This is a genomic window from Janibacter massiliensis (genome assembly GCF_900289115.1).
GTDB classification, from domain to species: domain Bacteria; phylum Actinomycetota; class Actinomycetes; order Actinomycetales; family Dermatophilaceae; genus Janibacter_A; species Janibacter_A massiliensis.
In genome coordinates this window covers 2,150,678-2,170,993 of sequence record NZ_LT985196.1, presented here as the reverse complement: position 1 = coordinate 2,170,993, position 20,316 = coordinate 2,150,678, and the positions used below count along the sequence as shown (strand labels likewise).

Genomic DNA, 20,316 nt, shown 5'->3' with positions numbered 1-20,316 from the left:
ACCAGGAGAGTAGGACGATGACCGAGACCGCCGAGACGGCCGCACCCACCCGGCCCGCGAAGGGCCTGACGATCGAGCGCATCTTCACGACGGAGGGCGTCCACCCGTACGACGCCGTCACGTGGGAGTCGCGCGACGTCGTCCAGCAGAACTGGAAGACCGGGGAGACGATCTTCGAGCAGCGAGGCGTCGAGTTCCCCGACTTCTGGTCGGTCAACGCGAGCACGATCGTCACGACGAAGTACTTCCGCGGCGCGGTCGGCACCCCGGAGCGGGAGACCGGCCTCAAGCAGCTGATCGACCGCGTCGTCCTCACGTACGTCCGGGCGGGCCAGGAGCACGGCTACTTCGCGACGGACAAGGACGCGGAGATCTTCGAGCACGAGCTCACCCACGCCCTGCTGCACCAGGTGTTCTCGTTCAACTCGCCGGTGTGGTTCAACGTCGGGACGCGGTCGCCGCAGCAGGTGAGTGCCTGCTTCATCCTCTCCGTCGACGACTCGATGGACTCGATCCTCAACTGGTACAAGGAGGAGGGGTTCATCTTCAAGGGCGGCTCCGGCGCCGGCCTCAACCTCTCCCGCATCCGTTCGAGCAAGGAGCTGCTGTCCTCCGGCGGTACGGCCTCCGGCCCCGTCTCCTTCATGCGCGGCGCCGACGCCTCCGCGGGCACGATCAAGTCGGGCGGCGCGACCCGCCGGGCGGCGAAGATGGTCGTCCTCGACGTCGACCACCCGGACATCGAGGAGTTCGTCGAGACGAAGGCGCGCGAGGAGGACAAGATCCGCGCCCTGCGCGACGCCGGTTTCGACATGGACCTGGGCGGCAAGGACATCGTCTCCGTCCAGTACCAGAACGCCAACAACTCCGTCCGCGTCACCGACGAGTTCATGCGCGCGGTCGAGGAGGGTGCGCAGTTCGGCCTCACCTCCCGCAAGGACGGCTCGGTCATCGAGACCGTCGACGCCCGCGAGCTCATGGGCAAGATCGCCAAGGCCGCGTGGGAGTGCGCCGACCCGGGCATCCAGTACGACGACACGATCAACGACTGGCACACCAACCCCGAGACCGGCCGGATCACCGCCTCGAACCCGTGCAGCGAGTACATGTCGCTCGACAACTCCAGCTGCAACCTCGCCTCGCTCAACCTCCTGAAGTTCCTGCGCGAGGACGACACCTTCGACGCCGAGACCTTCCAGAAGGTCGCCGAGCTCGTCATCACCGCGATGGACATCTCGATCTGCTTCGCCGACTTCCCGACGGAGCCGATCGGCAAGACGACCCGCGACTACCGCCAGCTCGGTATCGGGTACGCCAACCTCGGTGCCCTCCTCATGGCGACGGGCCACGGCTACGACTCCGACGGCGGTCGCGCTCTGGCCGCCGCGATCACCTCCCTGCTCACCGGCGCGGCGTACAAGCGCTCGGCCGAGCTGGCCGGGATCGTCGGCCCGTACGCCGGCTACGCCCGCAACGCCGATGCCCACAAGCGCGTCATGCGCAAGCACCAGGCGGCCAACGACGCCGTCCGCACGGTCGGCACGATGGACAAGGAGATCCACGCGTTCGCCACCCGGGCGTGGGACGCGGTCGTCCGCACGGGAGAGGAGAACGGGTACCGCAACGCGCAGGCCTCCGTCCTGGCCCCCACGGGGACCATCGGCTTCATGATGGACTGCGACACGACGGGCATCGAGCCGGACTTCTCGCTGGTGAAGTTCAAGAAGCTCGTCGGCGGCGGCTCCATGCAGATCGTCAACCTCACGATCCCTCGTGCCCTGAAGAAGCTCGGGTACGCGCAGGAGACGGTCGAGGCGATCGTCGAGTACATCGCCGACAAGGGTCACGTCGTCGACGCCCCCGGCCTGAAGCCGGAGCACTACGAGATCTTCGACACCGCGATGGGCCAGCGGGCGATCTCGCCGATGGGGCACGTGCGGATGATGGCGGCGGTGCAGCCGTTCCTCTCCGGGGCGATCAGCAAGACGGTGAACCTGCCCGAGACCGCGACCGTCGAGGAGATCGAGGACGTCTACGTCCAGGGCTGGAAGATGGGCCTGAAGGCGCTGGCCGTCTACCGCGACAACTGCAAGGTCGGCCAGCCGCTGTCCGACGGCGGGTCGAAGGCCAAGGACGACAAGGCCGAGGCCGAGGCGAAGGCTGAGGCGGAGAAGGTCGTCGAGAAGGTCGTCTACCGCCCGACGCGAGAGCGGCTCCCGAAGCGTCGTGACTCCCGGACGACGTCGTTCGCCATCGGCGGGGCGGAGGGGTACCTCACGGCCGGCACCTACGACGACGGCCGCCTCGGGGAGGTCTTCCTCAAGTTCGGCAAGCAGGGCTCGACGCTCGCCGGTGTCATGGACGCCTTCTCGATCGCGGTGTCCGTCGCGCTGCAGTACGGCGTCCCGCTCGAGACGTACGTCGAGAAGTTCACGAACATGCGCTTCGAGCCGGCCGGCATGACGGACGACCCGGACATCCGGATGGGCCAGTCCCTCGTCGACTACGTCTTCCGCCGCCTGGCGCTCGACCACCTCGACTTCGACACCCGCAGCTACATGGGCATCCACACCGCCCAGGAGCGCGCCCGTCAGCTCGAGACCGGCTCGTACGCGCCGTCGACGGCCGACGACGACGCGGAGTCGATCGAGGAGGAGATGGAGGGCTACAGCCAGTCGCCCGTCACCACCCCCAAGGCCGAGCCGCGCAAGGCCGAGGAGCACGCGGACGAGGTCACCTCGGGCGCGGGCGCCGCGTCGGCCCGGGAGGTCTCGAACGACATCCACTCGAGCCAGGACCTCCTCGAGCAGTTCCAGGGCAAGACGGCGGACGCCCCGATGTGCATGACGTGCGGGACGAAGATGCGCCCCGCCGGCTCCTGCTACGTCTGCGAGGGCTGCGGCTCTACCTCCGGCTGCAGCTGACCACATCTGCCGGCCGCGCGTCCCTCCGCGGGCGACCGGCGCTCCACCGGTGGCCCGGTGCTCTCCCCGAGAGCGCCGGGCCACCGTCGTGCGTCCCCGGCGAGGGACGGATAGCGTCCTGCGCTTGAGCTTCCCACCGCCGCCCGGCACCGGCCCGTAGCCGTCCGGTCCGTACCCGTCCGATCCGTACCCGCCTCACCAGCCGGCCCCGGGTCAGCCCCCGGCCACGGGAGGCACGACCCGAGTCGTCCTGCTCGTCGTCGCGGCCGTCCTCATCCTTCTCGGCCTGTGCTGCGCCGGGATGGGCGTCACGCGGTTGGACGAGATCAGCTACTACCTCGACTGGAACCCCGCTCGCGCCTGGGGGCTCATCACGTACTCGCTCTGCTGCCCGGCGGTCTTCCTCGGCGCGGGCGCCCTCGCGCTCGTGCTCGGTCTCCGTCGGCGCTGACCCTCGCGGTCCCGGCCCGCGCCGCCCGCCCGTCCACACCCGGACCGGGCGCGTGGTGCCCGTCCACAGAAGGCAGTCAGGGCGCGAGGAGGACTCCCGGGGCCCGGCAGCGTGGTCCTCGACCAGGAACCCTCCCGGAGGACGCATCGATGACCAGCACCTGCCCCACGGGCGGCCCGACCCGGCGCGCCGCGCTCGTCGCGCTCGCCGCCGCCACCACGACGATGATCCCCGGGGCCGCCGGGGCGCTCACCCCGTCGCCGATGTACCGACGTCTCGTCATCGACGGGCACGTCATCCGTCGGTTCCCCTGCTCGCTCGGCGACGAGGTAGAGACGACGCACGAGTTCGACGACGTGCGCTTCGTGTCCCGGATCTGGGAGGAGCAGATTCGCGGGGGCTGGCGGGTCGACGTGCGGGCGAGCGTGCTGCGCGGGCGACCGCTGCGCTCGTCGACCGACCTGCGGAGGTGGTTCGTGGCCTACCAGGAGCGTCCCCTCGAGGAGGCCGGGGTGCGAGGTGTCGCCCTCGCGGGCCGGCGCGTCTGGCTGGGTCACGACCAGGCCTTCTGGCTCACCCGGCCGGGGGTGGCCGTCGCCGTCACGGTGGACCGGCGCGCCCACCCCCGCTCGGAGCTGATTGCCGCCGCCACGTCGACGCTCGAGGTGCGGGCGCGGCGCACCTCCTGACGGGGGAGAGCTCCCCCGCGGCGGTCGGTGCGGGGGAACCGGCGTCGGATATCGTCCCCTGTGGACGGGGGCCGCATCCAGTGGACCTCGTGTTCGGACCGACGGCACGGAGGAGTCGAATCATGAGCCAGTGGGCAGAGGGTTGGTACCCCGACCCCGAGAACGACGAGATGATCCGCTGGTGGGACGGCACGGCGTGGACCGAGCACCGTCAGGCCAAGCCCGTCGAGAGCGCCACCGGCACATCCGACGCCGTGGGCGGCGCCGAGGCGACCGCCCCGGCCGACGGCGAGGCGGGGGACCGCACCGTTGCGCGCAACCACCCGATCGGGTCCACCGGCGACGCCTCGGCGACGTCGGACAGCGGGTACGACGCCACCGCTGCCGGCGGGGACCAGGGCTACGAAGCCTCGTCCTACGGACAGTCCTCGTCCTACGGACAGTCCTCGTCCTACGGGCAGAGCTCCGACCAGGGCGGCTACGGGGGCTCGTCCTACGGGCAGGGCGCGACCCCGGGGTACACCCCCGGCCCGGCGTACTCCTCGCCCGCGACGCCCTCCGGGTCGACCGCCGTCGGCGAGCCGAAGAAGCGGCCCGGCTGGCTCATCCCCGCGATCATCGGCGGCTCGCTGCTCCTGCTCCTGCTCTGCGGCGGCGCCCTCGCCTGGTTGCTCATGAAGGACGACGACACCCCGTCCGACCCCCCGTCGTCGAGCTCGTCATCCTCGACCAGCCCCGGCTCGTCCTCGTCCTCGACCAGCCCGAGCACCCCGGTCTCTAGCTCGAGCAGCTCGCCGGCCGGCGGCTCGGTGAAGAAGTCGGGCAACACCTTCTCGGGGACCGGTGACGCGGTCATCGACATCCCCTCGCAGTTCTCCTCGGCGATCGTCGTCGGCACCCACTCGGGGTCGAGCAACTTCATCGTCAACGGCGTCGACGACACCGGCACGATCACCGGCGACCTCGTCTACAACGAGATCGGCAAGGTCACCTCCGCCGAGAGCATCTACGGCATGAAGAGCTACGGCGACAAGCCGGTGAAGCTGAAGGTCCAGGCCGACGGGCCGTGGAAGCTCACCCTCAAGCCCGTCGCCAGCGCCCCGACACTGAAGCTCCCGGCGACGGGAACGAAGTCCAAGGTGTTCAAGTACACCAAGGGCGGCAACGTCTCGTTCACCCACTCGGGCAAGGGGATGTTCCGCGTCGAGGGCGTCGGTGATCCGGGCGGTCCCATCGCCTCCGGCAGGGGCAAGAACACCGCCCGCCAGGCCGTCCCCGACGGTACGAAGTACATCGTCATCAGCGTCGAGGACGGCGGAGCCTGGCGCATGAAGAAGTCGTGACCGCCCAGCCGTCCATCCCCGGTCTGGTCGACCTCGTCGAGATCGGCCGGGGCGGGTTCGGCACCGTCTACCGCGCGACCGAGGAACGGTTCAGTCGCCGCGTCGCGGTGAAGGTCATCCGCGACACCGGCGTGGGCCTGAACGTCAAGGCTCGGTTCGAGCGGGAGTGCCTGGCCCTCGGACGGCTGTCCGGCCACCCGAACATCGTCGCCATCCACGACGCCGGAACCACCGCGGACGGCGACCTCTACCTCTCGATGGAGCTCCTCGGCGGCGGCTCCCTCGCCGATGCGATGCGTCGGCGAGGGACCGTCCGCCCCGAGGACGTCGTCGCGTGGGGCGTCCCGCTGTGCGGCGCGCTCGAGACCGCCCACCGGGCCGGGGTCGTGCACCGCGACCTCAAGCCGGACAACGTCCTCTTCTCGGACTACGGCACGCCGAAGCTCGTGGACTTCGGCATCGCCCGGATGCGGAGCGCCTACGAGACGCGGTCGGGGTACATCACCGCGACGCTCAACCACGCCCCGCCCGAGATCATCTCCGGCCAGCAGGCCGGGCCGGTCACGGACGTCTACTCCTTCGCGTCGGTCCTCCACCAGCTCCTGCGCGGCCTGCCGCCCTTCCTCCGCCCGGAGGAGGACAGCCTCGCGCCGCTCGTCGCGCGGATCGTCTCCGAGGAGCCGCCGGACCTGCGCGCCCTCGGCGTGCCCGTCCCGCTCGCCGACGTCATCCACCGCGCGATGGCGAAGGACCCCGCACAGCGGCCCCAGACGGCGCTCGAGCTCGGCCGGGAGATCGCCGCCGCCGGCCGCGCCATGGGGCTCGACCCGGGAGAGCCACCGGTCAGCTCGGAGCGGGCGACGGACGACGCGGCCGCGCTGCTGAGCCCGCCCTCGGGCCCGCCGACCCCGATGCCCGCGCCCGGATCATCGCTCGGGGCGCCGGCCTCGCCCACCCCGCGCCCGCCGGCGGGAGTCTCCGGCCCGATGCCGTCGAGCGGCAGCTCGGGCACCTACACCCCCGGACCGGGCCTGGGAGGTGCGACCGCGGCCCCGTCCGCCCGGCCCCGGCTGCGGGACCGGCGCGAGGTGCTCGCCGCGGCTGGGGCGAGCGGTCTGTTCCTCCTTCTCGGCGGCGGCGCGGTGGCCGTGACCGTGCTCGGTGGGGAGGACGAGCCGTCCCAGACCGTCCCACCGGACGTGCCGACTTTCGAGCCCCTCGAGAGGTCCGGGACGGGACGAGCCTCGTTCGACCTCCCGGCCGGCGCCACCTACGGACAGGTCCGATACACCTACGACGGCAGCGACACCCTCCGGATCGACCTGCTCGACGGGTCCGGTCTGGCCGGGGAGAGCGTCGCCTTCGCCACGTCGCGCGTCCGTGACGGCTCGAGCTACTTCGGGCTGAGCGAGGGCGGCGAGCCGGCACGGAAGGTGCAGGTCGTCGCGGACGGCAGCTGGACCCTCCGGCTCGAGCCCATCACGCAGGCCGACCCCCTGACCCTTCCCGCGGAGGGCGACGGGAACCGGGTCTTCGACGCCCGCGCCGGTGCGACGCTCGTCGTCGAGGCCGACGACCGGATCGACCTCTACTCGACCAGGGGCGAGAAGGTCGAGCAGGTCACCTCGCTGTACTCCGACACGAGCCAGCCGTTGCGGGTCCCGGCCGAGACCTCCCTGCTCATCGTCAAGGGCGAGGGTTTCTGGAAGATCACCCAGCCCTGACCCTCAGCACTCGATGACGTTGACGGCGAGCCCACCCCGCGCCGTCTCCTTGTACTTCACCTTCATGTCGCGCCCGGTCTCGCGCATCGTCCGGACGACCTTGTCCAGCGAGACGACACCCGACCCGGTGCCGCGCAGCGCGGTGCGCGCGGCGGTGACCGCCTTCACGGAGGCGACGGCGTTGCGCTCGATGCACGGGATCTGCACGAGCCCCCCGACGGGGTCGCAGGTGAGGCCGAGGTTGTGCTCCATCCCGATCTCCGCGGCGTCCTCGACCTGCGCGGGGGACCCTCCGAGGACGGCGGCCATCGCGCCGGCGGCCATCGAGCACGCCGAGCCCACCTCCCCCTGGCAACCGACCTCGGCGCCGGAGATGGAGGCGTTCTCCTTGTAGATGACGCCGATGGCGCCCGCGGTGAGGAGGAAGCGGACGATGGCGCGATCGTCGGTCCCGGGGACGAACTCCGTGCAGTACTTGAGGACGGCCGGGATGATGCCCGCCGCGCCGTTCGTCGGTGCCGTGACGACGCGCCCGCCGGCGGCGTTCTCCTCGTTGACCGCCAGGGCGTAGAGGGTGATCCAGTCCATCCCGCGCAGCGGGTCGCTCGTGTCGGCCTCGACGCGCAGCTTCTGGGCCAGCTGGGGTGCGCGGCGCTTCACCCTCAGGCCTCCCGGGAGCACCCCCTCGGTCTCCATCCCGTTCGCGATGCACTCGTCCATGACCCCCCACAGGTGCAGGAGCCCGGCCCGCACCTCCTCCTCCGAGCGCCACGCCTTCTCGTTCTCGAGCATGACCCACGCGATCGACATCCCCGTGTCCTCGCACACGGCCAGGAGCTGGTCGCCGGTCGTGAAGGGGTGGGGGACCGGGGTGTCGTCCTCGACGATGCGGGTCGAGCCGTCGGCGTCCTCCCGGACGACGAAGCCGCCACCGACCGAGTAGTACGTGTGCTCGGCGCGGACCGTCCCCGTCCTGTCGGAGGCGGTGAACGTCATCCCGTTGGGGTGCAGGGGGAGGGAGCGGCGGCGGTGGAGGACGAGGTCGGTCTCCGGGTCGAAGTCGATCTCGTGGCTCCCCAGGAGCCGGATCCGCCGGCCAGCGCGGACGTCGTCGACGAGATGCTCCACCTGCCTGGGGTCGCACTCCTCGGGGCGCTCGCCGGCCAGGCCGAGGATGACGGCCTTCGCGGTGCCGTGGCCGTGCCCGGTCGCCCCGAGCGACCCGAAGAGCTCGGCCCGGACCGCCGACGTCTGCTGCAGGAGACCCTCATCGCGCAGCCGCTCGACGAACATGAGCGCGGCGCGCATCGGGCCGACGGTGTGCGAGCTCGACGGACCGATCCCGACGGAGAAGAGGTCGAAGACGCTGAGGGCCATGTCGGTGCTCCACGGGGTCGGTGGCGGGGTCCGCCGCTGTGACGGTGGTCACCGTGCGGCGTCGGCCCACCCTACGCGGGGCCGGTCGCCCGACCTCAGGAGGACGGCGCGAGGGCGCGGGCCACGTGCCTGCCGATCTCCTCGAGCATGCCCTCGCCCTCGGGGATGACGACATCGATAGACCCGTCCGCGTGCATCGCGGCCGCGCTCACGCGCTGGACGTGGGCCATCTCTGCGGCGTGGGCGGCGTCCTTGTGGACGATGGCGCTCGCACCCTCCGGCGGGAGCGGTGAGAGCCAGGCGTCGCCCGCGGCGATCCGGGTCGCAGCCGGGAGGAGGGCGAGCGCGCCACCCCCGGTGCCCTGGCCGAGCAGGACGGCGGCGGTCGGCACAGTGAGCGAGGTGAGGTCGGCGAGGCACCGGGCGATCTCGCCGGCGAGCGCGCCCTGCTCGGCGGTGGCGGAGAGCTCGGCGCCCGGGGTGTCGACGACGGTGAGCAGGGGCAGCCGCAGCTGCTGCGCCAGGGCCATGCCCCGCCGGGCCGTCCGCAGGCCACCGGGACCGATCGGGGCCGGGGCGTCGCGGTCCTGGGCGGCGACGACGCACCGGATCCCGCCGACGGACGCCAGCGCGAGGACGAGCGCCGCGTCCCGTTCGCCCGCGCCGGTGCCCGAGAGCGGGACGACGTCGCTCGCGATCGCTGCGAGGAGGTCGCGAGCGCCCGGCCGCTGCCCCGATCGGGTGCGCTGCACCCGCTCCCACGTCTCCGCCTCGTCGACCGGGACCGACGGCCCCGCGGCGCTGGCCGCGACCGCCGGCGGCGCGGCCGGACCGGACGGGGTCAGGCCCCGCAGCGTCGCGGCGATCCGGTCCCGCAGCTCCTCGAGGGGGACGACGCCGTCGATGACGCCCACCTCGGCGAGGTGCTCCGAGGTCTGCACCCCGGCCGGGAAGGGCGCCCCGTGGAGGACCTCGTACACCGCCGGGCCGAGGAACCCGACGAGCGCGTCCGGCTCGGCCCAGGTCACCTGCGCCAGCGACGCCCACGAGGCGAGCACGCCACCCGTCGTGGGGTGCCGCAGCCAGGCGACGTACGCCAGGCCGGCGCCCGAGTGGGCGTGCACGGCGCGGGCGATGTCGGCCATGCGGACGAACGCCGGCGTGCCCTCCTGCATCCGGGTCCCGCCGCTCGCGGGCAGCCCGACGAGCGGCAGGCGCTCCTCACGCGCCCGCTCGACCACCGCGACGATGCGGTCCGCGGTGGCGGCCCCGATCGAGCCCCCGAGGAAGCGGAACTCGCCGCACACGACCGCCACGTCGGTCCCGTCGATCCGGCCGCGTCCCGTGATGACGGAGTCGTCGGTGCCGGCGCGCTCCCGGGACCGCGCGAGGTCGTCCCGGTAGGACTCCGCAAGACCCGACTCGTCCGCGGGGGAGTCCCACGAGATCCACGTCCCGGGGTCGAGGAGGGTCGCCAAGAGCTCGGCCGAGGTCGCGCGAGGTGCCATGCGCTCCATCCTCCCAGCCGCCGCGCGGGTGCCGCCAAGACGGGCACTAGCCTGTCGGGGTGATCGAGCCCCTGACCATCGCCGTGCACGTCGCGGTCGGGGTCCTCGTGGTGGTTGCCGGCTGGTACCTCGTGCGGGACCGCATCGTCGACGACGGGCTCCTGCTCGTCGCCGCCGTCCTCGAGCTCCTCCTGATCGTCCAGGCCGTGCTCGCCACGGCCCGCTCGGGGCACGTGGTCTCGTCCGCCGAGCGGGCGACCTTCGTCGCGTACGCCCTCACGCTGCCGTTCGTGCCGCCAGCGGTCGCCTTCCTCGCGCTCAAGGAGAAGAGCCGGTGGGCGATGGGGACCGTCGTCGGCGGGGCGCTCGCGGTCGCCGTCATGACGGTCCGGCTCGACCAGATCTGGGGCCTCGGTGGCTGAGCCCGGTTCGCGTCCGTTCCGGGCCCGCGGTCCGGGCCTCGTCCTCGTCGGCCTGTACGGGCTGCTGGCCCTCGCGGCGACGGGGCGGAGCATCCTGCAGATCTCGGAGTACTTCGACCGCGCGCCGTTGTCCTACGTGCTCTCGGCGCTCGCCGCCGTCATCTACGTCGTGGCCACGGTCTGCCTCGCCCGCGGCGACCGCACCTCGAGGCGGGTGGCGATCGCCGCCATCTCCGTCGAGCTCGCGGGTGTCGTCCTCGTGGGGCTCGCGTCGTACCTCGTGCCCGAGCGCTTCCCGGACAAGACGGTGTGGTCCCACCTGGGGGCCGGGTACGGCTACCTGCCGCTCGTCCTGCCCATCCTCGGGCTGTGGTGGCTGCTGAGAGGCGCCTCCCGCGCGCCCTGATCGCCGCGCACCGATCAGGTCCACGATGCGGCTCCGCCTTGTCGCACGGACCGGTCGTGGCTTACCGTCGACCAAGGTCATGAGCGCCAGCGCGAAGCCCCGGCTCGCTGGCCGGCAACCCTCCAACCGCGGTGGGGTGCCCCGGGTGAGGACCTGGCAGGCGTCCGCCTGCAAGCGCGGGAGCCACCTGCCCCATCGGCCCCCGACGCGTCCGTCCACACGGCGCGGGTTCGCGCCGCCGATCGAGAGGTGAACCGATGACGACCGACCCGAGCCAGTGGGCCTTCGAGACCCGCCAGGTCCACGCCGGCCAGGTGCCCGACCCGACGACCGGGGCCCGTGCGCTGCCGATCTACCAGACGACCAGCTACCAGTTCCGGGACACCGAGCACGCGGCGGCCCTGTTCGGGCTGTCGGAGATGGGCAACATCTACACGCGGCTGATGAACCCGACGAACGACGTCGTCGAGCAGCGCATCGCGGCGCTCGAGGGCGGCGTCGGCGCCCTGCTCGTCGCCTCCGGGCAGGCGGCCGAGACCCTCGCGATCATCAACATCGCCGAGGCCGGGGACCACATCGTCGCCGCGGCGCCGCTCTACGGCGGGACGTTCAACCTCATCAAGCGGACGCTGCCCCGATACGGCATCGAGGCGACCTTCGTCGAGGACGTCAACGACGTCCAGGCGTGGCGCGATGCCGTCCGGCCGAACACCAAGCTCTTCTTCGCGGAGACGATCAGCAACCCCCGCTCGGCCGTCCTCGACGTCCGTGCGGTGGCCGACGCTGCTCACGAGGCCGGCGTGCCGCTCGTCGTCGACAACACGATCGCGACCCCGTGGGTGCTCCGGCCCATCGAGCACGGCGCCGACGTCGTCGTCCACTCGGCGACGAAGTACCTCGGCGGGCACGGGACGTCGATCGCCGGCGTCATCGTCGACGCGGGGACCTTCGACTACACGACCGACCCCGAGCGCTTCCCGAGCTACAACACCCCGGACGAGAGCTACCACGGGCTGCGGTACGGCCCGGACCTCGGCGTCGGATCGGCGTTCGGCGCCAACCTGTCGTTCATCCTCAAGGCGCGCGTGCAGCTGCTGCGGGACCTCGGCCCGGCCGCCTCGCCGTTCAACGCCTTCCTCATCGCCCAGGGCATCGAGACCCTGAGCCTGCGCATGGAGCGCCACCTCGAGAACACCCACGCCGTCGCGCGCTTCCTCGAGGGCCACGAGCAGGTCGAGGCCGTGCGCTGGGCCTCGCTGCCGGGGGACGACTACCACGAGGTCGCGCAGCGGTACGCGCCGCGCGGGGCCGGCGCCGTCCTCGGCTTCGAGATCGCGGGCGGGGCCGAGGCGGGCCGCCGGTTCGTCGAGGGCCTGGAGCTGCACAGCCACGTGGCGAACATCGGCGACGTGCGTTCGCTCGCGATCCACCCGTGGACGACGACGCACTCCCAGGGCAGCGACGAGGAGCGGATCGCCGCGGGCGTCACCGCCGGGCTCGTGCGGCTCGCGGTCGGCATCGAGCACATCGACGACATCGTCGCCGATCTCGAGAAGGGCTTCGCGGCCGCCCGCGGCTGATCCCCGGAGCCCGGCCGGGCCCGGCGCCTGTGGAGAACCCACCGGCGCCGGGCCCGATCCTTCGTAGCGTCGATGGCATGACCGAGACGATCCACGTCATCGACACGGAGGTCATCGCCCTCCTCGCCACACGGCTGCGCGACATCGCCGGCGTGCTCGAGGACCTGTGCGGCGACCGCGCGGCCGCCGGGGAACGGTTCCGCCCGTGGTTCCCCAGCGACCAGACCGCCGACGCCTACGGCCACGTCCAGCTCGACTGGGACCGCCACCGCCGCCGGATGCAGGACCGGATGACCGAGACGGCCGACCTCCTCGACCGGGCGGGGACGGCGTACGTGAGGGCGGAGACGTCGGCGGCCCGCTCGCTGGGAGGCCGGTCGTGAGCATCCCCCTCGACGATCCGCCGGGGGGCGATGCGCACGCCCTCCGCCTCGAGGCGACCCGGATGGCGGGGCTCCACGACGACCTCGACGCGATGGCCCGCGTCCTGCGGGGACTCGACGGGGCGGGGTGGTCCTCGCCCTCGGCCGAGGCGCTCGCCGGGCGGCTCGAGGGGATCGCCCTCTTCCTCGAGGGTGTCCGAGACCGTCTCGGGGGCACGCCCGGCCCGCTGCGGGCCTTCGCACGGGCGCTCGACGACGTGAAAGAGGCCGAGAAGCGGGTCGCGGACCGGTGGCAGCGGGCGGTCGACGCCAAGAACGAGATCGAGTCGGCGGGCCAGCGGCCCGGGGAGTCGATCGAGGACTGGCAGCGTCGGGTCGAGGACGCGGACCTGGCCGTCGGGAGGGTCAACGAGGAGCAGGTGTGCTGCCAGGACGATCTGCTCGCCGCCGAACGGCGTTTCGTCGACCAGATGAGCGAGCTGTCCGCAGCGGGGGAGCCCGACCCCGAGGGGTACCACGCCAGCCAGGTCTTCGATGCCGGCGTCGAGCGGGTGACCGGGTGGCTCGAGTCGGTGCCGGTCATCGGGTCGGGGGTCTCCAGCGCAGCGAGCGCGGCGAAGGGCGTCACGTGGACCTACCGCCGGGTGTTCGAGGGGGAGGCCGACCTGCCGAGCACGGAGGAGATCGCCTGGGCCGGGGTCGGGCTGGTCGGTGCGGGCTCCCTCCGGCTGCTGAAGAAGGTGGCAGGCGCCGACGCCGTCGCGAGGGGGAAGGCGGTGAACAAGGACACCCGCCTCTTCGACACGGAGAAGGACGTCGACATCGTCCACCGCGGGCGCCGGGTGACCGTCCCGGCGAAGGTCGCGAACAAGGTCCGCAAGACCCCCGAGCTCGAGCTCGTCGCGGCCTACCGGGAGGACTTCGCCATCGCGGCGGGCGCGACGCCGGGGGCCCGCCGGACGGTCGCGCGGGGGATCGCGACCGTGCACGTGGGGACCACGGCGGCGGAGACGGCGAACGCGCGGATCGAGTCGACGCAAGACCGTCTGGCCCGGCTGCGAGGCACCGAGACGGCGCAGGCACGGACGGTTCGCGAACGGGACGAGCGGGTCGCCCGCCGCGACCTCGTCGGGAAGGAGCAGCCGCTTCTGGCGACGGCCCGCCGCCAGGTCGACCGCGTGCCGGAGCGCCGTCCCTGAGCCGGCCGTATCCTGCTCGCCATGCCCGAACCGACCCCGACGCGCGCCCGCGGCCGGGGGAGGGGCCGCGGGCGTGGGGGCCAGCCGCCGGTCCGGCCGCCGCAGCCCACCCGCGACTGGACCGATCCGCAGCTGCTCCGCTACCCCGCGGAGCTGCCGGTCGTCGAGCGGCGTGACGACATCCTCGCGGCGATCCGCGATCATCAGGTCGTCGTCATCGCCGGGGAGACCGGGTCGGGCAAGACCACGCAGATCCCGAAGATGTGCCTCGAGCTGGGCCGGGGCCGCACCGGGCAGATCGGCCACACCCAGCCGCGCCGGATCGCGGCGCGGTCCGTCGCCGAACGGCTGGCGCAGGAGCTCGACGTCGAGATCGGCGCCGACGTCGGCTACCAGGTCCGGTTCACCGCGAAGGCCACGCGCGCGACCGCCGTGAAGGTGATGACCGACGGGATCCTCCTGTCGGAGATGCAGCGCGACCGGGACCTGCGGCGGTACGACACGATCATCATCGACGAGGCGCACGAGCGCTCCCTCAACATCGACTTCATCCTCGGATACCTCAAGCGGCTGCTGCCGCGCCGGCCCGACCTCAAGGTGATCGTCACCTCCGCCACGATCGACCCGCAGCGGTTCGCCGCGCACTTCGCGGCCCCCGACGGCACCCCGGCGCCGATCATCGAGGTGAGCGGCCGGACCTTCCCCGTCGAGATCCGGTACCGGCCGCTGGCGGGCGAGGACACCGCGGACGACGCGGCCGGCGAGCCGCACGACCAGGTCGCCGGGATCGTCGACGCGGTCTCCGAGCTGTGGACCGAGCCCGACACCGGCGGGCCCCGGGACGTCCTGGTGTTCCTCTCCGGCGAACGGGAGATCCGCGACGCCGCCGACGCGCTCGCGGGCGCGAACCTCCCGGGCACGGAGGTCCTCCCGCTGTACGCCCGGCTGTCGGCTGCCGAGCAGCACCGCGTGTTCGCCCCGCACACCGGACGCCGCATCGTCCTGGCGACGAACGTCGCGGAGACCTCCCTCACCGTCCCGGGCATCCGCTACGTCGTCGACACGGGCACTGCGCGCATCTCCCGCTGGTCGGCCCGGACGAAGGTCCAGCGACTGCCCATCGAGCCGGTCTCGCAGGCGAGCGCGAACCAGCGCGCCGGGCGCTGCGGCCGCGTCGCCGACGGCATCTGCATCCGGCTGTACTCGCAGGACGACTTCGCGGCCCGGCCGGAGTTCACCGATCCGGAGATCCAGCGCACCTCCCTCGCGAGCGTCATCCTGCAGATGACGGCGCTCGGTCTCGGCGACGTCGCCCGGTTCCCGTTCGTCGACCCCCCGGACTCCCGTCAGGTCGCCGACGGCCTGCGCCTCCTCGAGGAGCTCCAGGCGGTCGGGGAGACCGACGAGCGTCGCGGCGGCCGTCGCCTCACCGACGTCGGGCGCGCGCTGGCCCGGCTGCCGCTCGACCCGCGGATGGGGCGGATGCTCGTCGAGGCCGACCGCCTCGGCTGCGTCGCGGAGGTCCTCGTCATCGTCGCCGCGTTGTCCATCCAGGACCCGCGCGAGCGCCCGGTCGACAAGAAGGAGCAGGCCGACCAGGCCCACGCGCGGTTCGCCCGGGAGCACTCCGACTTCGCCTCGTACCTCGCGCTGTGGCGATACCTGCGCCAGCAGCAGCGGGCGCTGTCGGGCAGCGCGTTCCGGCGGATGTGCCAGCGCGAGTACCTGCACTACCTACGGGTGCGCGAGTGGCAGGATCTGCACACCCAGCTGCGGGCGGCGTGCGAGGAGCACGGGATCGACCCGAGCGCCGCGACCGCGGAGCGCGACGCCGAGCCGGACTGGGACCGCATCCACCAGGCCCTGCTGTCCGGTCTGCTCAGCCACGTCGGGGTGCGCGACGAGCAGCGGCGGGACTACCTGGGCGCCCGCGGCGCGCGCTTCTCGATCCAGCCCGGCTCGGCCCTCTTCCGGCGTCAGCCGGCGTTCGTCGTCTCGGCGGAGCTCGTCGAGACGACGAAGGTCTGGGCCCGGACCAACGCCCGCATCGACCCCGCCTGGGCCGAGCGCCTCGGGGCGCACGTCGTCAAGCGCCAGCACTCCGAGCCGCGTTGGTCCCGGCGCCAGGCCGCCGCCGTCGCCACGGAGCGGGTCACCCTGTACGGCGTCCCGCTCGCGACCGATCGCACGGTGCAGCTCGCCCGGATCGACCCCGCCCTCGCACGGGAGCTGTTCATCCGGCACGCGCTCGTCGTGGGCGACTGGGACACCCGCCACGAGGTGATCGCCCACAACCGGGCACTCGTCGAGGACGCCGCGGAGCTCGAGGAGCGCAGCCGACGGCGCGGGCTCGTCGCGGACGACGAGGCGATCATGGCCTTCTACGACACGCGCATCCCCGCGTCCGTCGTGTCCGGGCGCCACTTCGACAGCTGGTGGAAGACCGCCCGCCGCACCGCCCCCGACCTGCTCACCCTCACCGAGGACGTCCTCCTCACCGACGCTGCCGGCGAGATCTCCGGCAGCGACTTCCCCCGCACGTGGCGCACCGGCGAGCTCGAGCTGTCCCTGACCTACCGCTTCGACCCGAGCGCGCCGGACGACGGGGTCACCGTCCACATCCCCGTCGCCGTCCTCAACCAGGTGCCGGACACCGGCTTCGACAGGCTCGTCCCGGGGGTGCGTGAGGACCTCCTCACGGCCCTCATCAAGACGCTCCCGAAGCCGATCCGCCGCCACGTCGTCCCGGCGCCCGACCATGCCCGCGCCGCGTGCGCCGAGATCGCCCGCGCCGAGGCCGCACGGCCGACGGGCCCGGACGGCCCCGACCACGCCGACGACGAACCCCTCGTCGTCGAGCTCGCCCGCATCCTCACGCAGCGTGCGGGGGTGCCGGTCTCGCCGCACGACCTCGACCCCGAGCGGCTGCCGGCCCACCTGCGGATGACCTACGCCGTCGAGGACGGCGGGGGGCGCGTGCTCGGCAGCGGCAAGGATCTCGCAGCGCTGCGCCAGAGCCTCGGCGGGCACCTCCAGAACCGGGTGTCCCGGGCGGGGCGGGCCCTCGAGCGGGCCGGGCTGACCTCGTGGACCATGGGCGAGCTGCCGAGGACCTTCGCCTCCCGGACCGGCGGCCACGAGGTCGTCGGGTACCCGGCGCTCGTCGACGAGGGGGAGAGCGTCGCGGTACGGGTCCTGGCCCATGAGAGCGAGGCCGTCGCCGCTCACCGCCGGGGCGTGCGGCGGCTGCTCGTCCTCGGTACGACCCCGCCGTGGAAGCGGGTCCTCTCCCACCTGGACAACGCGCAGAAGGCGGCGCTGGCCCACAACCCGCACGGCAGCGTCCCGGCCCTGCTCCAGGACTGCCTCGAGGCCGCCGTCGACGACATCGTCGGCCCCGACGCCGAGCGGGAGGTGCGCGACGATCAGGCCTTCGCCGCGGCGCTGTCGGCGGTGCGCACGCACGCCGCGGCCCGCGTCCTGGCCGTGGTGCGCGGCGTGCAGCCCGTGCTCGCGGCGGCGGGACGGGTCACCCTCGCCCTCGACGCGATGGGGCGGCGCACCGACAACGCGGTCCTGCGCGCGACGGCGGCGGACGTGCGCGCCCAGCTCGGGTCCCTCGTCCGGCCAGGTTTCGTCGCGGCCACGGGCCTGTCCCGTCTGCCCGACCTCGAGCGGTACCTCGCCGCGATGGAGCACCGCCTGACCCGCGCGGCCGCCAACCCGCGCGAGGACGTCCTCCAGGCGACCGTGGACCGCGTCGAGGAGCGGTACGCCGACCTCCTCGACGCGCTGCCGGCCACGGCCGCTGCCACCGACGAGGTCCGCGCCATCGCGACGGCGATCGAGGAGCTGCGGGTGTCCCTCTTCGCGCAGCACCTGGGGACGAACGGGCCCGTGTCGGAGAAGCGGGTCCTCAAGGCGATCGACGCCGTGCGCGGGGAATGGTCGCTGCCACCCGACCGTTGACCGACCAGACCCCGGCGAACACCCCAGGAGGCACATCGTGCTCGACCCCGCCGACCTCTTCCGGCTCGAGGCCGACGTCCGGCCGTCGTCGTGGCTGCCCCGGATCGGCTTCAGCGGGCAGGCGACCCCGCGGCCCGCGGAGGAACCCGCCGCGACGACGATGATCGTCGCGCTCGAAGGCTTCCTCGACGCCGGGCAGACCCAGCGGATCCTCGTCGACCACCTGCTGTCCGACGACGTGACCGTCGTCGCCTCGTTCGACGTCGACCAGCTCCTCGACTACCGCGGCCGTCGTCCGGCGATGGTCTTCGAGGAGACCCGCTACGCCGCCTACCAGGACCCCTCGCTCGTGCTGCACCGCCTGCGCGACCGCGACGGCCAGCCCTACCTCCTCCTCCACGGCCCCGAGCCGGACTACCAGTGGGAGCGGTTCATCGAGGCCGTCCGCCAGCTGGCCGACCGCCTCGGCGTGACCCTCGTCGTCCAGGCCCACGGGATCCCCATGGCGGTGCCGCACACCCGGCCCGTCGGGATGACGACCCACACGACGAACGAGCGGCTGGTCGGGGACCTCAAGCCGGTCTTCGGCAAGGTCCAGGTGCCCGCGAGCGTCGCTGCGCTCCTCGAGCTGCGCTTCGGCGAGGCCGGGCGCGACGCCGTCGGTTTCTCCGTCCACGTCCCGCACTACCTGGCACAGGCCGAGTTCCACGACGCGGCGCTGACGGCGCTCAACGCGATCGTCGACGTGAGCGGGCTCAACCTCCCCAACGACGACCTCGTCACGGCGGCGGGGGAGAACCGCGCCGCGATCACGGCCGAGATGGGGGAGAACCCCGAGGTGGCCGAGGCCGTCGGTGCTCTCGAGCGGCAGTACGACCGCTTCGTCGAGGGCGCGGGCAAGAACCTCCTCGGGACGGAGACGAGCCCGCTGCCCTCGGCCGACGAGCTCGGGGCGGAGTTCGAGGACTTCCTCCGCACGGTCGCCGACGAGGGCGAGCAGGAGGGGCCCACGGACGGCGGCCCGCTGCCGCGCTGAGGCTCGCCGTGCAAGGATCGTCCAGACATCCGTTCCCGACCGCAGGGTGTGCGACGCGCGGCGTCCACGCCCGCCAGGAGAGCTGACATGGGCATCATCGACAGGATCACGGGGCGCGGCCGGACGCCGGTCCAGGACACCCGCTCCGCGCTCGAGCGGGCGCAGACCACGAACGACCCGGGCGTCGTCGGTGGCTCGCTGACGAAGTTCGTCGACACCCTCCTCGACGCCGGCATCGACGGCAGGGGTCCGTTCGACCCGGCCCGTCAGGTCGCCGACGAGGCGCTGCGCGCGAACGGCGGGGACGCCGAGAAGGCGATCGACGCGATCGTCCGCAAGCACATCACCCTGGCTGCGGGCAACGGCTTCCTCACGAGCCTCGGCGGGTTCATCACGATGCCCGTCGCGCTCCCGGCGAACGTCCTCGGGTTCTACCTCGTAGCGACGCGGATGACCGCCGCGGTCGCCGCGATCCGCGGGTACGACATCACGAACGAGCAGATCCGCACCGCCGTCCTGCTCAGCCTCGTCGGCGCCGACTCGAGCGACCTGCTGAAGAAGGCCGGCGTCGTCGCCCCCGCGGGCCGGTTGACCAACCTCGCCGCCCAGCGCCTGCCCGGCCCGGCCCTGATGATGGTCAACAAGGCCGTCGGCTTCCGTCTGCTGTCCCGCACGGGCACCGGCGTCCTCAAGCGCTTCGGCCGGGCCGTCCCGGTCCTCGGTGGTGCCGTGGGCGCCGGGACGGACGCCTACCTGCTGAACAAGATCGCCGACCAGTCGCGGGTCGAGTTCCCGCGTCGGGGCTGAGAGGAGACCGCCGTGCGCAAGACGATGGCCAAGGTCGGTGCCCTGCGCACCCTGGCGGCCGCCGTGAAGGACCTCGCCCAGCCCGGCAGCCCCGGGGTCTCCGAGCGGCTCGCCGCGCTGCCGCGGATGGTCGCCGCGGTCCGGTCCGGTCGCTACCGCGGCGTGGGCATGGGACGGCTCGGTCTCATCGCGGCCGGCGTCGCCTACGTCGTCTCACCGGTCGACGTCGTGCCGGAGGGCCTCCTGCTCGTCGCCGGCCTCGCCGACGACGCCATGGTCCTGTCGTGGGTCGCCGCCGCGCTCGTCGAGGAGACGGGTGCCTTCCTCGAGTGGGAGAAGACGCACGGGGGCAAGGGCGGGGGATCGGCCGACCCCAAGGACGAGACGGTCCGCTCGCACGTCGTGCGCTGACGCGGCCGCGTCGTACCCAGGCGGGCCCGCCCGAGCCGCGTTGTGCACAGGGCGCTCGCCGGGGCTGCCCGGTGGGCCCGGCAGGCC

The 20,316-nt window shown here is 72.9% G+C and carries 16 protein-coding genes and 1 riboswitch; of the genes, 14 read left to right on the top strand and 2 right to left on the bottom strand.

Annotation, left to right across the window (positions count from 1 at the left end; translation table 11 throughout):
• Window positions 1-17 precede the first annotated feature (17 nt).
• The 5 genes from DAA34_RS10560 (at window position 18) to DAA34_RS10545 (ending at window position 7,131) form a co-directional block, all read left to right on the top strand.
• Window positions 18-2,924 carry a vitamin B12-dependent ribonucleotide reductase gene (locus DAA34_RS10560; RefSeq protein WP_106819155.1) on the top strand — a complete coding sequence of 969 codons (2,907 nt, stop codon included), beginning with the start codon at window positions 18-20 and terminating at the stop codon, window positions 2,922-2,924.
• A 301-nt stretch (window positions 2,925-3,225) separates the two neighbouring features.
• Window positions 3,226-3,375 carry a hypothetical protein gene (locus DAA34_RS12170; protein WP_158707710.1) on the top strand — a complete coding sequence of 50 codons (150 nt, stop codon included), beginning with the start codon at window positions 3,226-3,228 and terminating at the stop codon, window positions 3,373-3,375.
• Between the two features lie 149 nt (window positions 3,376-3,524).
• Window positions 3,525-4,064, top strand: a complete 540-nt coding sequence (locus tag DAA34_RS10555) for a hypothetical protein (protein ID WP_106819153.1) — start codon at window positions 3,525-3,527, stop codon at window positions 4,062-4,064.
• Window positions 4,065-4,186: 122 nt separating this feature from the next.
• Window positions 4,187-5,407, top strand: coding sequence for a DUF2510 domain-containing protein (locus tag DAA34_RS10550; protein ID WP_106819152.1), 1,221 nt, complete (start codon window positions 4,187-4,189; stop codon window positions 5,405-5,407).
• Complete coding sequence (locus DAA34_RS10545) at window positions 5,404-7,131, top strand: serine/threonine-protein kinase (RefSeq protein ID WP_158707709.1); 1,728 nt, start codon at window positions 5,404-5,406, stop codon at window positions 7,129-7,131. The genes DAA34_RS10550 and DAA34_RS10545 overlap by 4 nt, the downstream gene beginning before the upstream one ends.
• A 3-nt stretch (window positions 7,132-7,134) precedes the next feature.
• Here the strand turns inward: DAA34_RS10545 and DAA34_RS10540 are convergent, their stop codons facing one another.
• Together DAA34_RS10540 and DAA34_RS10535 are read right to left on the bottom strand one after the other, a co-directional pair.
• On the bottom strand, window positions 7,135-8,508 hold the full coding sequence (locus DAA34_RS10540) for an L-serine ammonia-lyase (RefSeq protein WP_106819148.1): 1,374 nt from the start codon (window positions 8,506-8,508) through the stop codon (window positions 7,135-7,137).
• 95 nt (window positions 8,509-8,603) lie between these two features.
• Complete coding sequence (locus tag DAA34_RS10535; RefSeq protein ID WP_106819146.1) at window positions 8,604-10,016, bottom strand: carboxyl transferase domain-containing protein; 1,413 nt, start codon at window positions 10,014-10,016, stop codon at window positions 8,604-8,606.
• Between the two features lie 59 nt (window positions 10,017-10,075).
• Between DAA34_RS10535 and DAA34_RS10530 the strand changes: the two genes are divergently transcribed.
• The 9 genes from DAA34_RS10530 to DAA34_RS10490 all read left to right on the top strand — a co-directional run bounded on the left by DAA34_RS10530 (window position 10,076) and on the right by DAA34_RS10490 (window position 20,229).
• Window positions 10,076-10,438, top strand: coding sequence for a hypothetical protein (locus tag DAA34_RS10530; RefSeq protein WP_106819144.1), 363 nt, complete (start codon window positions 10,076-10,078; stop codon window positions 10,436-10,438).
• A complete protein-coding gene (locus DAA34_RS10525; protein ID WP_106819142.1) occupies window positions 10,431-10,844 on the top strand; it encodes a hypothetical protein in 414 nt (137 codons plus the stop codon). Before DAA34_RS10530 ends, DAA34_RS10525 begins: the two co-directional genes overlap by 8 nt.
• A 75-nt stretch (window positions 10,845-10,919) precedes the next feature.
• Window positions 10,920-11,027: riboswitch (SAM riboswitch) on the top strand.
• Window positions 11,028-11,101: 74 nt separating this feature from the next.
• Window positions 11,102-12,424 (top strand): bifunctional o-acetylhomoserine/o-acetylserine sulfhydrylase, encoded by a 1,323-nt coding sequence (locus tag DAA34_RS10520; RefSeq protein WP_106819140.1) that lies wholly within the window; start codon window positions 11,102-11,104, stop codon window positions 12,422-12,424.
• A gap of 77 nt (window positions 12,425-12,501) precedes the next feature.
• Window positions 12,502-12,807, top strand: a complete 306-nt coding sequence (locus DAA34_RS10515) for a WXG100 family type VII secretion target (protein WP_106819138.1) — start codon at window positions 12,502-12,504, stop codon at window positions 12,805-12,807.
• On the top strand, window positions 12,804-14,006 hold the full coding sequence (locus tag DAA34_RS10510; RefSeq protein ID WP_106819136.1) for a hypothetical protein: 1,203 nt from the start codon (window positions 12,804-12,806) through the stop codon (window positions 14,004-14,006). The genes DAA34_RS10515 and DAA34_RS10510 overlap by 4 nt, the downstream gene beginning before the upstream one ends.
• A 21-nt stretch (window positions 14,007-14,027) precedes the next feature.
• On the top strand, window positions 14,028-17,975 hold the full coding sequence (hrpA, locus tag DAA34_RS10505) for an ATP-dependent RNA helicase HrpA (protein WP_106819134.1): 3,948 nt from the start codon (window positions 14,028-14,030) through the stop codon (window positions 17,973-17,975).
• Between the two features lie 37 nt (window positions 17,976-18,012).
• Window positions 18,013-19,011 carry a PAC2 family protein gene (locus DAA34_RS10500; RefSeq protein ID WP_234354216.1) on the top strand — a complete coding sequence of 333 codons (999 nt, stop codon included), beginning with the start codon at window positions 18,013-18,015 and terminating at the stop codon, window positions 19,009-19,011.
• Window positions 19,012-19,098: 87 nt separating this feature from the next.
• Entirely contained in the window at window positions 19,099-19,818 is a 720-nt protein-coding gene (locus DAA34_RS10495) for an EcsC family protein (protein ID WP_106819132.1), read from the top strand.
• 12 nt (window positions 19,819-19,830) lie between these two features.
• Window positions 19,831-20,229 carry a YkvA family protein gene (locus DAA34_RS10490; protein ID WP_234354215.1) on the top strand — a complete coding sequence of 133 codons (399 nt, stop codon included), beginning with the start codon at window positions 19,831-19,833 and terminating at the stop codon, window positions 20,227-20,229.
• Window positions 20,230-20,316 lie beyond the last annotated feature (87 nt).

Coding starts and splice junctions, on each gene's coding strand:
- DAA34_RS10560 (WP_106819155.1), top strand. CDS start 18: ATGACCGAGACCGCCGAGACGGCCGCACCCACCCGGCCCGCGAAGGGC.
- DAA34_RS12170 (WP_158707710.1), top strand. CDS start 3,226: ATGGGCGTCACGCGGTTGGACGAGATCAGCTACTACCTCGACTGGAAC.
- DAA34_RS10555 (WP_106819153.1), top strand. CDS start 3,525: ATGACCAGCACCTGCCCCACGGGCGGCCCGACCCGGCGCGCCGCGCTC.
- DAA34_RS10550 (WP_106819152.1), top strand. CDS start 4,187: ATGAGCCAGTGGGCAGAGGGTTGGTACCCCGACCCCGAGAACGACGAG.
- DAA34_RS10540 (WP_106819148.1), bottom strand. CDS start 8,508: ATGGCCCTCAGCGTCTTCGACCTCTTCTCCGTCGGGATCGGTCCGTCG.
- DAA34_RS10535 (WP_106819146.1), bottom strand. CDS start 10,016: ATGGCACCTCGCGCGACCTCGGCCGAGCTCTTGGCGACCCTCCTCGAC.
- DAA34_RS10520 (WP_106819140.1), top strand. CDS start 11,102: ATGACGACCGACCCGAGCCAGTGGGCCTTCGAGACCCGCCAGGTCCAC.
- DAA34_RS10515 (WP_106819138.1), top strand. CDS start 12,502: ATGACCGAGACGATCCACGTCATCGACACGGAGGTCATCGCCCTCCTC.
- hrpA (WP_106819134.1), top strand. CDS start 14,028: ATGCCCGAACCGACCCCGACGCGCGCCCGCGGCCGGGGGAGGGGCCGC.
- DAA34_RS10495 (WP_106819132.1), top strand. CDS start 19,099: ATGGGCATCATCGACAGGATCACGGGGCGCGGCCGGACGCCGGTCCAG.